This window comes from Pseudomonas sp. 43(2021) (genome assembly GCF_017490805.1).
In the GTDB taxonomy this organism is placed as follows: domain Bacteria; phylum Pseudomonadota; class Gammaproteobacteria; order Pseudomonadales; family Pseudomonadaceae; genus Aquipseudomonas.
In genome coordinates, this window is the sequence record NZ_JAFGYJ010000023.1 from 50815 (window position 1) to 64366 (window position 13552).

The window sequence follows — 13552 nt, forward strand, 5'->3', positions numbered from 1 at the left end:
GCTGTTGAGTACCAACATCATCACCACGGAAGGCCATGAGGCGCTGAAGAAAGAACTGGACCACCTGTGGCGGGTGTATCGCCCGGAGATTACCCAGAAGGTTACCTGGGCGGCGTCGCTGGGCGACCGTAGCGAGAACGCCGACTACCAGTACAACAAGAAGCTGCTGCGCGAGATCGACCGTCGGGTGCGTTACCTGCGCAAGCGTCTTGAAGATGTAAAGGTGGTGGCTTACTCGCCGCAGCAGGAGGGCAAGGTGTTTTTCGGTGCCTGGGTAGAGATCGAGAACGACGAGGGCGAGACCATGAAGTTTCGCATTGTCGGTTATGACGAGATCTATGGGCGCAATGACTACATTTCGATCGACTCGCCCATGGCCCGCGCCTTGCTGAAGAAGGAGGAGGGTGACGAGGTGGTGGTGCACACACCTACCGGTGAAGCGACCTGGTACGTGAACAGCATCACTTACGGCCAGTGAGTTGATATTGACTGTGCCGGCCTCTTCGCGGGTAAACCCGCTCCCACAGGTCCGGCACAGGTTTCAAGTCATGTGGTGAACCTGTGGGAGCGAGTTTACCCGCGAAGAGGTCGGCACAGGCTGTCATCAACTCTCGCGTAAAACCGCCAGCGGGCTGGCATTCAACGCCCGCCGCGTCCCCAGCACCCCTGCACCGCCCACCAGTAGCGCCCCTGCCAGCGGCAATACCAGCAACCACGGATGTGGGCTCCATTGCAGGTCGAAGGCATAGCGGTACAGCACCAGGGTAATCAGCTCACACCCGACCGCCGCCAGCAAGCCGCTCGCCGCACCGAGCAAGCCGAACTCGATCCGCCGCGCCCTGACCAGCAATGGCCGCGCCGCGCCCAGCGCACGCAGCAAGGCGCCCTGGCGGATGCGCTCGTCCAGTGTCGCCTGCAAGCCGGCGAACAGCACTGCCAGCCCGGCTGCCAGCACGAACAGCAACACATACTCCACCGCCAGGGTCACCTGGGCGAGGATGCTGCGCAGCTGTTCGAGCAAGGCGTCCACCTGGAGGATGGTCACCGCCGGGAATGCCCGTGATAGCGCCACCACATCCAGGTCATGACCCGGTGCCAGGTAGAAGCTGGTCAGGTAGGTGGTCGGCAGTCCCTGCAGCGTGCCGGGCTGGAAGATCATGTAGAAGTTCGGCTGGAAGCTGTCCCAGTGCACGCTGCGCAGGTTGCTTACCCGCGCCTGGCGCTGCTGGCCGCCGATGTCGAAGGTCAGCAGGTCACCCAGTTGCAGCTTCAGGCTGTTGGCCAGTTCCGCCTCCACCGACACACCGGGGATTTCATCTTCGGCTGGCAACGCCTGCCACCAGTTGCCGGCCGTCAGTGCATTGCCTTCGGGCAGTTCGGCCGCCCAGGTCAGGCTGAGGTCGCGCTGCACGGCGCGCTCGCCTGCCGAGTCTTTGCTGACCACCTGCTGCACCGGTTGCTCATTGATTCGCACCAGGCGGCCGGGGGTCACCGGGTACAGCGGCGCCGAGGTGGCGTTGACCTGCTGCAGGCGTTGGGCGAAGGGCTCACGGTCATCCGGCAGGATGTTCAGGGCGAAATGGTTGGGCGCATCCTTGGGCAGCTGCGCTTGCCAGGTATCGAGCAGTTCCGCGCGCAGCAGGGCAACCAGGGCCATGGCCAGCAGGATCAGGCCAAAGGCCAGGGCCTGGCCGGCGGCGGCCATGGGGTGACGCAGCAGTTGGCCCAGGCCCAGGCGCCAGGTCAGTGGGGCCCCGGCCAGCAACTGGCGCAGGCTGCGCAAACCGAGCAGCAGCAGGCCACCGAGCAGCAGCGCGGCGACCAGGCCGCCACCGAGCAGGGCGAAGGTGAGCAGCAGGTCGAGGCTCAGGCGCCACATGATCAGGCCCAGGGCGAACAACGCCGCGCCGTACACCACCCAACTGCTGGGCGGTATCGGCAGCAGGTCGCGGCGTAGCACGCGCAGCGGCGGCACCTGGCCCAGGGCGGCAATTGGCGGCAGGGCAAAGCCGGCCAGGGCCACAAGCCCGGTAGCGATGCCGGCCAGGGCCGGGACGATGCCGCCTGCGGGCACCACGCTTGGCAGCAGGCCATGCAGCAGGCGGAACAGGCCCAGCTGGGCCAGCCAGCCGAGCAGGGCGCCGGCCAGCGCGGCGGCCAGGCCGAGCATGGCCAATTGCAGGCAGTACAGGCCCAGTGCCTGGCGGCGTGAAAGGCCCAGGCAGCGCAGCAGGGCGCTGGCGTCCAGGCGGCGTGCGGCATAGCGGCTGGCCGACAGGGCCACGGCGACGCCTGCCAGCAGCACCGCCACCAGGCTGGCCATGTTCAGGTAGCGTTCGGCCTTGCCCAGGGCGCCGCCGATCTGCTGGTTGCCATCGCGGGTGTCGCGCAGGCGCTGGTTGGCGGCCAGGTCTTTTTTCAGTGCCTCGCGGTACTGGACCAGCGCTTCGGCATCGCCGCGCCACAGGTCGCGGTAGGTGACCCGGCTACCCGGCTGGACCACGCCGGTGGCTTGCAGGTCGGCCAGGTTCATCATTACCCGCGGGGTAAGGCTGTAGAAGTTGTTGGCGCGGTCCGGTTCGTAGGTCAGCACGCGGCTCATGCGCAGGGTTTTCATGCCCACGTCGATGCTGTCGCCAACCTTCAGCCCCAGTGCCGCCAGCAGGCGCGGTTCGACCCATGCCTCGCCAGGTGCCGGGCCGCCGCCCGGGGTTTCGGCGGCATAGGGCGCCGCGGCACTGCGCACTTGCCCGCGCAACGGGTAGGCGCCATCGGCAGCCTTGACGCTGGACAGCTGGATGCCGTTGTCGCCGCCGACCACACTGGTGAATTCGACCACCTGGGCGTGGCGCAAGCCAAGCGCCTTGCCAGCCTCAATCTGCGGGTCGCGGGCCGGGGCGCTGCCCTGCAGCACCAGGTCGGCACCGAGAAACTCGCTGGCGCGCAGTTGCATGGCGCCGTTGAGGCGGGCACCGAAATAGCCGATGGCAGTGCTGGCCGCGACTGCCACCAGCAGGGCGAAGAACAGCACGCGCACTTCGCTGGCGCGAATGTCGCGCAGCAGCTGGCGCAGGGCCAGGCCGCACAGGCGGGACAGCGGCATGTGGGTCATCAGGCCTCCACCGGGGCCACCAGGCGGCCCGCATCCAGGCGGATCTGGCGGCGGCAGCGCCGTGCCAGGCGCTCATCATGGGTAACCAGCACCAGGGTGGTGCCGCGCTCCTTGTTCAGTTCGAACAACAGGTCACTGATGCGCTCGCCGGTGTGGCTGTCGAGGTTGCCGGTGGGCTCGTCGGCGAACAGCACTGCCGGTTGCGCGGCGAAGGCACGGGCAATGGCCACCCGTTGCTGTTCGCCGCCCGACAGCTGGCGCGGGGTGTGGCTCAGGCGCTTGCCCAGGCCAACCCGTTCAAGCAGGGTGCGCGCGTGTTCGCGGGCGTCGCGACGGCCGTCCAGCTCCAGCGGCAGCATGACGTTTTCCAGGGCGTTGAGGCTGTCGAGCAGCTGGAACGACTGGAACACGAAGCCCACATGTTCGGCGCGTACCCGCGCGCGCTGGTCTTCATCCAGTGGCCCCAGGTCGTGGCCAGCGAGGATGACCTTGCCGGCACTGGGCTGGTCTAGCCCGGCGAGCAGGCCGAGCAGGGTCGACTTGCCCGAGCCCGAGGCGCCGACGATGGCCAGGCTGTCGCCCTGGGCCAGGTCGAGGGACAACGCGTGCAGGATGGTCAGGTCACCTTCCGCGCTGGGGACCACTTTGCTAAGGTTCTGCGCAACGAGAATGCTGGGGCCCATGGAGAATCCGATGCGAGTGTGGTGGTTGAGTGCCGGTCTGGCCCTGTATTGCCTGGCGCAGAGCGCGGCGGCGGGAACACTGCTGATTGTCGGCGATAGTATCAGCGCCGGTTTTGGCCTGGATACCCGCCAGGGTTGGGTGTCCCTGTTGCAGACCCGCCTGCGGGACGAAGGTTTCGACGACAAAGTGGTCAATGCATCGATCAGTGGCGACACCAGTGCAGGTGGTCAGGCGCGGCTGCCGGCGCTGCTTGCAGTGCACAAGCCGAGCCTGGTGGTGCTGGAATTGGGTGGCAACGATGGCCTGCGCGGGCAGCCGCCCGCGCAATTGCAACAAAATCTTGCTTCGATGATCGAGAGTGCGCGCAAGGCCGGTGCCAAGGTGGTGCTGCTGGGTATGCGCCTGCCACCCAATTATGGCGTGCGCTACACCACCGCCTTCGCCCAGGTGTATGAACAGCTGGCGGCAGAAAAACAGGTGCCGTTGGTGCCGTTTTTCCTCGAGGGGGTAGGGGGCGTGCCTGAGTTGATGCAGGCCGATGGCATTCACCCGGCCCAGGCCGCCCAGCAACGCCTGCTGGAAAATGCCTGGCCGGCGATAAAACCCTTGCTGTGACGCTTTTAACGGCGCCGGCTTTCGGCTAATGTTGCGCCCCCCGTTTCGAGTGCCACCGATGCCGCGCCCTGCCTGGTCCCTGTATGCCTACCAACTGATCGAGCCCGATGAGCAGCTCGACCTGTTCGCCTGCCAGGAAGTCCGCGTCCATCTGGTGGCCCGCCAGCTCGAGCTGGGCGTGCCGGTCGACCGTACCCTGTGCGGTGGCCTGCTGCCGGCGCAACCGCGCTGGTCGGGGGTACCGCGCTCGATCTACCGCGACGGCCGCCTGTGCGACCTGTGCCGCGCCATCCTCGATGCCCAGCGACGCGGCATGCGCCCGGTGTGGCCGGAGCTGCAGGGCGGCTGAACGCCACGCCTTTCATCATCTGAAACGCTTGCATGGCGCCAATGCCTCCCGCTTGCATCGGCGCGGGTGTACAATCGATTCTCTTGACCCACCTTTCGAAGGATTTACCGGATGTTGCCGCGCTTTCCTGCCGTCACCCGTAGCCTGTCCCTGGCCGCCCTGCTGGTAGCAGGCCCCGCTGCTGCGCTGGAGCTGCCACTGCCACCCCCCGGTGAAGACATCATCGGCCAGGTGCAGGTGATCAAGGCAAAGTACGAGGACACGTTCGCCGATATCGGCACTGCCAACGACCTCGGCTACCTGGAAATGATCGCCGCCAACCCGGGCGTAGACCCATGGCTGCCAGGTGCGGGCACCGAGATTGTCCTGCCGACCCGCTATATCCTGCCGCCGGGCCCGCGTGAGGGCATCGTCATCAACCTGGCCGAATACCGCATGTACTACTTCCCGAAAGGGCAGAACGTGGTGCATACCTTCCCGCTGGGCATTGGCCGTGAAGGCTGGGGTTCGCCGATCGCCAACACCAAGATTACCGCCAAGACGCCGAACCCGACCTGGACCCCGCCAGCGTCGATCCGCAAAGAGCATGCGGCGGACGGTGACATCCTGCCGAGCGTGGTGCCGGCCGGGCCGGACAACCCGCTGGGGCCGTTCAAGTTCACTCTCGGGGTGCCGGGCTACCTGATCCACGGCTCTAACAAAAAGTTCGGCATCGGCATGCGTACCAGCCATGGTTGCTTCCGCATGCTCAACAACAACGTGCTGGAGCTGTCGAAGATGGTGCCGGTGGGTACGCCGGTGCGCATCATCAACGAGCCCTACAAGTTCGGTATCAGTGGCGGCAAGGTCTATCTGGAGGCGCACACGCCGCTGGACGACCAGGGTAATCCGTCAGTGGTCGACAAACATACCGCTGTTATCAACGCCTTGCTCAAACGTGAAGACCTGGCCAATAACCTACGCATGAACTGGGATATGGTGCGTGACGTGGTTGCGGCAGAAGATGGCATGCCGGTGGAAATTGCCGTGCCGACCGCAAGCCAGGGTGGTGCACCGATGGTTTCGAGCATTCCGCCCGAACTGCAGTAGGGTTTTTGCGACGCATCAGGGCCTGCCTTAGTGCAGGCCTTTTTGTTTCTGTCTGGCGTGTTTGCCTTGTGCGCGGGCAATAAAAAAGCCGACCCACAAGTGGGTCGGCTCCATAACAATCCGTGAGGACTATTACTTGCGGCTGGCTTTGTCCAGCATACGCAGAGCGCGCTCGTTGGCTTCGTCAGCGGTCTGCTGAGCCTTCTGAGCGGCTGCCAGTGCGTCATCAGCCTTACGGTAGGCTTCGTCAGCACGAGCTTGAGCGCGAGCTGCTGCGTCTTCAGTCGCAGTCAGACGAGCTTCGGTTTCTTTGGATACGCTGCTGCAACCGGTAGCCAGAACTGCGGCCAGAGCCAGAGCAGAGAATTTCAGAACGTTGTTCATCGTGTTCCCCTTCAAGGACTTTCTATTAAATAGCCATCTCTCGGAAAAGAGAAACTGGCCGGCGTACATAGTACCCATTACTTGTAGTAAGTAAACTGACTAAGCGCAAGAACTGCAAAAAAAATGTTGCTTGACGCCTTTCCGACAAGATTTGCGACACGTCTGTGAAAAAAACGTACAGGGATCGCAAGCGATTGTAGTACAGGAACTTTTTTGCTGAACTAACGGTGACTTTAACTGTCCTTCAGCGTCTTAGCCCTAGTACATCCGGTGGCTGCTTGCGTGCAAGCAAGAGTCGCTCTGGCTGCGTTTCCGCCCTTTTTAACCGCCACCACCTTGAGCAATCCCGCCTGCGGCGCCTACTATCTTGTGAGTGCCAGAGGATCCGAACGATTGCAATCGTCCAGTGGTCGAAGGGGGCAACAGGTGGCGTAGAGGATTCTGTGCCGGATAAACCACCATCGGTTAAGGTATGGGTCTGCCGAGAAGACCTGCGAGGAGTAGTGATGAGCGAAGCGCTGACCATCCACCATGACCAGGCCGGTCATCAGTTCGAGACCAACGTGGACGGTCATCGTGCCTATCTGACGTACATGGATCTGGGTAAGCAGACGCTGGACATCTATCGCACCTTCGTACCCAACGCCCTGCGAGGCCGCGGGATTGCTGCCGCCCTGACCGAGCGGGCCCTGGAGTACGCAGAGCAGATGGGCTACACGGTGATTCCGTCCTGCTCGTATGTGGAGCGCTACATGGAGCGCCAGCAGCGGCATTCGAGCAAGGTTTGATTCTGTAAAAAAAGCGGGGCCGCTTCGCGCCCCATCGCCGGCTTGCCGGCGATGGGGCGCGAAGCGGCCCCGCTTTCTTGTATCAGCCGCGCTTGCGCTGCGGCAGCACATCCTTCAGCTTGGCGCGCATGCTGCGCAGGGTCTTCTCGGTAGCCGACCAGTCGATGCAGGCATCGGTGATCGACACGCCATACTGCAGCTCGTCCAGATTCTTCGGAATCGACTGGCAGCCCCAGTTCAGGTGGCTCTCGACCATCAGGCCGATGATCGACTGGTTGCCTTCGAGGATCTGGTTGGCGACGTTCTCCATTACCAGCGGTTGCAGGGCCGGGTCCTTGTTGGAGTTGGCGTGGCTGCAGTCGACCATGATGTTGGCCTTGATCCTGGCCTTGGCCAGGTCCTGTTCACAGAGGGCGACGCTGACCGAGTCGTAGTTCGGCTTGCCGTTGCCGCCGCGCAGTACCACGTGGCCGTACGGGTTGCCCTTGGTGGTGACGATCGACACGCCGCCTTCCTGGTTGATGCCGAGGAAGCGGTGCGGCTTGGACACCGACTGCAGGGCGTTGATGGCAACGGTCAGGCCGCCGTCGGTGCCGTTCTTGAAGCCGACTGCCGAGGACAGGCCCGAAGCCATCTCGCGGTGGGTCTGCGATTCGGTGGTGCGGGCGCCGATGGCCGACCAGCTGATCAGGTCTTGCAGGTACTGCGGGGAAATCGGGTCGAGCGCTTCGGTGGCGGTCGGCAGGCCCATTTCGGCCAGGTCCAGCAGCAACTTGCGGCCGATGTGCAGGCCATCCTGGATCTTGAACGAGTCATCCAGGTACGGGTCGTTGATCAGGCCTTTCCAGCCGACGGTGGTGCGCGGTTTTTCGAAATACACGCGCATGACCAGGTACAGCGTGTCGGACACTTCCTCGGCCAGCACTTTCAGGCGCTCGGCGTACTCGTGGGCGGCCTTGATGTCGTGGATCGAGCAAGGGCCGACCACGACGAACAGGCGATGGTCCTTGCCGTCGAGAATATTGCGCACCACTTCACGGCCGGCAGTCACGGTCTGCAGGGCCTTGGCGCTGAGGGGGATTTCCTTCTTGAGCTGATCGGGGGTGATCAGGGTCTCGTTGGAGGCAACGTTCAAGTCATCGATCGGTAAATCAGCCATCGTGTTACTCGTCAGGTCACGGGTGCCGGCCGCCAACTATCCCCGTGCGGCCCAGCAGCAAGAATAATCGCAGCGGGGAGCCGAACCTTAGCGCGTTACAGGTGGCGCGACAATGGGCCAGGCCCAGTCCGTGTGGGGTTTTTCCGAGATGGCAGGTGTTTGCCGCGCATGGGCTGCCCAGCGCTGCACAACCTGTGTAAAAAGAGGGCTGACTTTTACCTGGAGATCGGCATGCATCCGCACACACCACGTATCGGCATCATTGGCAGTGGCGCCATCGGCGGCTTCTATGGGTTGATGCTGGCCCGGGCCGGCTTCGATGTGCATTTCCTGTTGCGCAGCGAGTACGAGGTTGTCCGCGAGCAAGGGTTGGCGCTGGACAGTGCCGTTCACGGCACCTTGCAAATGAAGGTGCAGGCCTATGCCAGTGCCGCCGACATGCCGCCCTGCGACTGGCTGCTGGTAGGGGCCAAGGCTACCAGCAATGACCAGTTGGCGCCGCTGATCGTGCAGGTGGCCGCGCCGGGCGCCAAGGTGGTACTGCTGCAGAACGGCCTGGGCGTGGAGGAGCAGTTGCGCCCCGCCTTGCGCAGTGACATGCACCTGCTTGGCGGCCTGTGTTTCATCTGCGTCAACCGCCAGGCGCCCGGCGTGATCCGCCACCAGGCCCTGGGCGCGGTCAACCTCGGTTACCACAGCGGGCCGGCCAGCGATGGCGGTGTCGCGCTGGTCAATGAAGGCGCGGGGTTGTTCCAGGCCGCGGGCATCGACTCGCAGGCCATGCCCGACCTGGCCCAGGCACGCTGGCAGAAGCTTGTGTGGAACGTGCCCTACAACGGCCTGTCGGTGCTGCTCGGCGCCAGTACCACGCCGCTGATGGCCGACAGCCATAGTCGCGCCCTTGTCCAGGCCTTGATGGCCGAGGTGGTGCAGGGCGCGGCGGCGTGTGGCCATGTGTTGGCCGAGGGGTATGCCGAGCACCTGTTCCAGGTGACCGAGCGCATGCCCGACTACTGGCCCAGCATGTACCACGACCATGTCCACAAGCGCCCGCTGGAGCTGCAGGCCATCTATGCCGAGCCGTTGGCGCAGGCGCGTGCGGCAGGCTGCCACTTGCCGCGAATGGAAATGCTGTACCAGGCGCTGGCCTTTATCGACCGCGGCAAGCAGCCCCGCTAAGGGGGGCGTTGGCCTCGCCGGGGCTCTGCAGCCCGCGGCAGCAGCACGCCGGACGGCAAAGCGCGTGTCCGGCGCGCTGCTAAGCTGAAGCTTGCTCTGCCGCAGTGGCAGTCGAGGAGGTCGAATGATCCACTCCATGCTGTACGCCACCGACCTCGGTGTCTACGCCCCTTTTGTCATGCAACACGCGCTGGCGCTGGCGCGCACATTCGGCGCCGAGTTGTATGTGATCCACGCGGTAGAACCCATGGGTCAGTTCGCTGAATCCCTCCTGCAAAGCTACCTTGATGAACAGACGCTCGACCAGCTGCACAGCCAAGGGGTGAACACGGTGATGGCCAATATCGAGCAGCGCGTGCTGGAAAACTTTCGAGACGAGCTGGGCGAGGAGGCCGACCTGGCGGTGATCAGGGCCGTGCGGGTGCGTCAGGGCGACCCGGCTCAGGTGATCCTCGAGCAGGCGCAGCGGCTGAGTGTCGACTTGCTGATTTTCGGTAGCCACAGTGCCGGCGCCGGCGTGGATGTGCCATTGGGGCGCACGGCGGTGCGGCTGCTGCAGCTGTCGCCGGTGCCGGTGTACATGGTGCCGCTGGCGCAGCATTTGGGGCGTAGGAAAGCATGAAGATAGCCGTAGGCTATTTCCGGGGGTATGTAACAAAATAGTTCTAGATTTATTTCCAGAACCACTAATATAGTTATATATCGTCGCTGCCTGCTGCCGCGGACTCATCGCTGAACCGAGGGGAACCTATGAAGCTTCAACAACTGCGCTACATCTGGGAAGTGGCGCACCATGACCTCAACGTCTCCGCGACGGCGCAGAGCCTGTATACCTCCCAGCCAGGTATCAGCAAGCAGATCCGCCTGCTCGAGGATGAACTGGGTGTTGAAGTCTTTGCCCGCAGCGGCAAGCACCTGACCCGCGTCACCCCGGCAGGTGAGCGCATCATCAATACCGCCGGCGAAATCCTGCGCAAGGTCGAAAGCATCAAGCAGATTGCCCAGGAGTTCTCCAACGAGAAGAAGGGCACGCTGTCCATCGCCACCACTCACACCCAGGCGCGTTATGCCTTGCCGCCGGTGATCAGCAGCTTCATCAAGCAGTACCCGGAAGTGTCCTTGCACATGCACCAGGGTTCGCCCATGCAGATTGCCGAGATGGCCGCGGATGGTACCGTCGACTTCGCCATCGCCACCGAGGCGCTGGAACTGTTCGGCGACCTGATCATGATGCCGTGCTACAAGTGGAACCGCTGCGTGGTGGTGCCGCAAGGTCACCCGCTGGCCAAGCTGCCGAAGCTGACCCTGGAAGCCGTCGCCGAATACCCGATTGTCACCTATGTATTCGGGTTCACCGGGCGCTCCAAGCTGGACGAGGCCTTCAACCACCGTGGTCTCACGCCGAAGGTGGTGTTCACTGCGGCAGACGCCGACGTGATCAAGACTTATGTGCGCCTGGGGTTGGGCGTGGGTATCGTCGCTGGCATGGCCGTGGACGCCAAGCTGGACAGCGACCTGGTGGCCCTGGATGCCAGCGAGCTGTTCGAAGCCAGTATCACCAAGATCGGCTTCCGCCGTGGCACCTTCCTGCGTGGCTTCATGTGCGACTTCATCGAGAAGTTCGCCCCGCACCTGACCCGTGAAGTGATGGCCAAGGCCATTCAGTGCCATAACAAGCAAGAGCTGGAAGAGCTGTTCGAAGGCGTCGAACTGCCGGTGCACTGATCAAGAAATATTGGGGGCCTCACGGCCCCTGTGGGAGCGGGTGAACCCGCTCCTACAACGGCCCCAGTCGTTTATGCCTTGCTGATCAGGTTGCCAGCGTGCAACCCGCATTCCTTCTGCGTCGACTCTTCCCACCACCAGCGCCCTTCACGCTCATGCTGGTTTGGCAGCACCGGGCGGGTGCAGGGCTCGCAGCCAATGCTGATGAAGCCGCGCTCATGCAGGCTGTTGTACGGCAGCTCCAGCATGCGGATATAACCCCACACTTCCTCGCTGGTCATCTGCGCCAGCGGGTTGAACTTGTACAGGGTGCGCTCGGGGGTGGAGAAGGCGCTGTCGATTTCCAGGGCCGCCACCTGGCTGCGGGTACCCGGGCTCTGGTCGCGGCGCTGGCCGGTGGCCCAGGCGCTTACGGTGGCCAGCTTGCGGCGCAGCGGCTCGATCTTGCGGATGCCGCAGCATTCGCCGTGGCCGTCCTTGTAGAAGCTGAACAAGCCCTTTTCCTTGACGAACGGGTCGAGCTTGGCGCGGTCGGGGCTGAGGATTTCGATCGGCAGGTTGTACTGCTCGCGCACCTGGTCGATGAACCGGTAGGTCTCCGGGTGCAGGCGGCCGGTGTCGAGGCTGAACACCTTGACCTGCTTGTTCAGCTTCCAGGCCATGTCCACCAGCACCACGTCCTCGGCGCCGCTGAAGGAGATCCACAGGTCATCACCAAAGTGCTCGAAGGCAAGCTTGAGGATGTCCTGCGGGGACTTGTTGGCATAGGTCGCGGCCAGGGCGGCGACGTCGAAGGGTTGGCTCATCAGGCGGTTTCCATCGTGGCTGTGGCGCTGTGCGCTCGTAGTAAGGTGATGGTAACAAAAAATGGCGGGGTAGACGGACTTGGAGTCGGTGGTGGCTGCTTCGCGGGCTCGCCCGCTCCCACAGGATACGTGCAAGCATGACAGATGTGCGCTGTACCCTGTGGGAGCGGGTGTGCCCGCGAAGAATTCACCACCGATCACAAGCCTTGCAGGGTCTCCATCAACACCCGCACCTTGGCAATCGACTCTTCATACTCGGCCTGCCACTCGGAGTCGGCCACCACCGCGCCGCCGCCCCAGCAGCTGACCTGTCCGCCCTTGACCAGCAGGCTGCGAATGGCAATCGAGCTGTCCATCTCGCCGCGCACGTCCACGTAAAGCAGTGAGCCGCAGTACAGCGCCCGGCGCGCCGGCTCCAGTTCGTCGATGATCTGCATGGCGCGGATTTTCGGGGCGCCGGTGATCGAGCCACCGGGGAAACTGTCGCCGATCAGGTCCAGGGCGTCCTTGTCGCTGGCCAGTTGGCCGGTAATGCTGCTGACCAGGTGGTGCACGTTGGGGTAGCTCTCCAGGCTGAACAGCTCCGGCACCTTCACCGAACCGATCTCGCAGGTGCGTCCCAGGTCGTTGCGCAGCAGGTCGACGATCATCAGGTTTTCCGAGCGATCCTTGGGGCTATGCAGCAGCTCCTCGGCATTGCGCGCGTCCTCGGCCGGGTTGCTGGCGCGTGGGCGGGTGCCCTTGATCGGCCGGGTTTCCACCTGGCGCTGGCTGACGCGGATGAAGCGCTCGGGCGAAAAACTCAGCAGGGCGCTGCCGTCGGCCAGTTGCTGGTAGCCGGAGAAGGGTGTGGGGCAGGCTTTGCGCAGGGCCTGGTAAGCGTGCCACGGGTCGCCCTGGCAGGGCGCGCGGAAGCGCTGGGTAAGGTTGATCTGATAGCAGTCGCCGGCCTGGATATAACGCTGCACCTGGTCAAAGGCAGCCTTGTACTGCTCGGGCTGCAGGTCGCCGGCCATCGGCGCAAGTAGCTGGAAGCTGCCGCTTTCAGCGTTGTCGACAGCTTCGAACAGGGCAATCAGGCGTTCGCATTCGCTGCCCGACAGGCTCGGGTGGAATACCAGCTGGCTGGTCGCGCACTGGTGGTCGGTGACCAGCGCCCAGGCATACAGGCCCAGTTGCGCGTCTGGCAGGCCGAGGTCGTCCACGGCCAGGCTGGGCAGGTGTTCCAGGCGGCGGCCGAAGTCATAGCTCAGGTAGCCGATCAGGCCGCCGGCGAATGGCAGCTCACTGCCTGCGGGCAGCTGTGCGTGGCCCAGTTGCGCCAGGCCGTCGCGCAGGCGCTGGAGGAAGGCGCGGCCATCTTCGTCGGGCTGCGCCTGCAAGTGTTGCAGCGGCCAGGCGCTGAGCAGGTCGAAGCGGCCGCGCTCGGCGCCGGGGCGGGCGCTGTCCAGCAGGATCGCACCGGGGGCCTGGCGCAGGCGGGCGAAATAGGCGGCAGGGTCGGGCTGGTAGGGCAGGGGGTGGAGCGTACAGGTCGGCATCAGTGTGGACGGCGATGTAAAAGCGAGGAGGGCGATTGTAGACCTGTGCAGGAAATGCGCCTAGCTTTGTGGCGACATTCAAACACTGTGTTTCGCCCTTGCGGCCCTATCGCGACACAAG

General features: G+C 63.9%; 14 protein-coding genes. 8 read left to right on the forward strand and 6 right to left on the reverse strand.

Going from position 1 to position 13552, the window contains the following annotated elements; translation table 11 throughout:
• The first annotated feature begins 4 nt into the window (after nucleotides 1-4).
• Nucleotides 5-478 (forward strand): transcription elongation factor GreB, encoded by a 474-nt coding sequence (gene greB, locus J5M71_RS19485; protein WP_063914016.1) that lies wholly within the window; start codon nucleotides 5-7, stop codon nucleotides 476-478.
• A 126-nt stretch (nucleotides 479-604) separates the two neighbouring features.
• Here the strand turns inward: greB and J5M71_RS19490 are convergent, their stop codons facing one another.
• A complete protein-coding gene (locus J5M71_RS19490; protein WP_207835252.1) occupies nucleotides 605-3112 on the reverse strand; it encodes an FtsX-like permease family protein in 2508 nt (835 codons plus the stop codon).
• The gene (locus J5M71_RS19495) at nucleotides 3112-3795 is read right to left on the reverse strand and encodes an ABC transporter ATP-binding protein (RefSeq protein ID WP_016714756.1); all 684 of its coding nucleotides are present in this window, start codon (nucleotides 3793-3795) and stop codon (nucleotides 3112-3114) included. Before J5M71_RS19495 ends, J5M71_RS19490 begins: the two co-directional genes overlap by 1 nt.
• Before the next feature lie 10 nt (nucleotides 3796-3805).
• Here J5M71_RS19495 and J5M71_RS19500 point away from each other — a divergent pair, with 10 nt between their 5' ends.
• The 3 genes from J5M71_RS19500 to J5M71_RS19510 all read left to right on the forward strand — a co-directional run bounded on the left by J5M71_RS19500 (nucleotide 3806) and on the right by J5M71_RS19510 (nucleotide 5849).
• A complete protein-coding gene (locus tag J5M71_RS19500; RefSeq protein ID WP_207835253.1) occupies nucleotides 3806-4411 on the forward strand; it encodes an arylesterase in 606 nt (201 codons plus the stop codon).
• 58 nt (nucleotides 4412-4469) lie between these two features.
• A complete protein-coding gene (locus J5M71_RS19505) occupies nucleotides 4470-4760 on the forward strand; it encodes a hypothetical protein (RefSeq protein ID WP_207835254.1) in 291 nt (96 codons plus the stop codon).
• Between the two features lie 111 nt (nucleotides 4761-4871).
• Nucleotides 4872-5849, forward strand: coding sequence for a L,D-transpeptidase family protein (locus J5M71_RS19510; RefSeq protein ID WP_207835263.1), 978 nt, complete (start codon nucleotides 4872-4874; stop codon nucleotides 5847-5849).
• A 132-nt stretch (nucleotides 5850-5981) separates the two neighbouring features.
• Here the strand turns inward: J5M71_RS19510 and oprI are convergent, their stop codons facing one another.
• Entirely contained in the window at nucleotides 5982-6233 is a 252-nt protein-coding gene (gene oprI, locus J5M71_RS19515) for an outer membrane lipoprotei OprI (protein WP_003259780.1), read from the reverse strand.
• Nucleotides 6234-6739: 506 nt separating this feature from the next.
• Here oprI and J5M71_RS19520 point away from each other — a divergent pair.
• Nucleotides 6740-7021: a GNAT family N-acetyltransferase gene (locus J5M71_RS19520; protein WP_025338432.1), complete on the forward strand. Its 282-nt coding sequence runs from the start codon at nucleotides 6740-6742 to the stop codon at nucleotides 7019-7021.
• Nucleotides 7022-7103: 82 nt separating this feature from the next.
• Here the strand turns inward: J5M71_RS19520 and J5M71_RS19525 are convergent, their stop codons facing one another.
• A complete protein-coding gene (locus J5M71_RS19525; RefSeq protein WP_063914021.1) occupies nucleotides 7104-8180 on the reverse strand; it encodes a 3-deoxy-7-phosphoheptulonate synthase in 1077 nt (358 codons plus the stop codon).
• Nucleotides 8181-8411: 231 nt separating this feature from the next.
• Between J5M71_RS19525 and J5M71_RS19530 the strand changes: the two genes are divergently transcribed.
• The 3 genes from J5M71_RS19530 (at nucleotide 8412) to cysB (ending at nucleotide 11084) form a co-directional block, all read left to right on the forward strand.
• Nucleotides 8412-9359, forward strand: a complete 948-nt coding sequence (locus tag J5M71_RS19530) for a putative 2-dehydropantoate 2-reductase (RefSeq protein ID WP_207835265.1) — start codon at nucleotides 8412-8414, stop codon at nucleotides 9357-9359.
• Nucleotides 9360-9483: 124 nt separating this feature from the next.
• Nucleotides 9484-9981 (forward strand): universal stress protein, encoded by a 498-nt coding sequence (locus J5M71_RS19535; protein ID WP_063914023.1) that lies wholly within the window; start codon nucleotides 9484-9486, stop codon nucleotides 9979-9981.
• A 128-nt stretch (nucleotides 9982-10109) separates the two neighbouring features.
• Entirely contained in the window at nucleotides 10110-11084 is a 975-nt protein-coding gene (gene cysB, locus J5M71_RS19540; protein WP_010953293.1) for an HTH-type transcriptional regulator CysB, read from the forward strand.
• Between the two features lie 71 nt (nucleotides 11085-11155).
• Here cysB and J5M71_RS19545 read toward each other — a convergent pair whose 3' ends face one another.
• Together J5M71_RS19545 and pabB are read right to left on the reverse strand one after the other, a co-directional pair.
• A complete protein-coding gene (locus J5M71_RS19545) occupies nucleotides 11156-11890 on the reverse strand; it encodes a phosphoadenylyl-sulfate reductase (RefSeq protein ID WP_207835267.1) in 735 nt (244 codons plus the stop codon).
• A gap of 197 nt (nucleotides 11891-12087) precedes the next feature.
• The gene (pabB, locus tag J5M71_RS19550; protein WP_207835269.1) at nucleotides 12088-13431 is read right to left on the reverse strand and encodes an aminodeoxychorismate synthase component I; all 1344 of its coding nucleotides are present in this window, start codon (nucleotides 13429-13431) and stop codon (nucleotides 12088-12090) included.
• Nucleotides 13432-13552 lie beyond the last annotated feature (121 nt).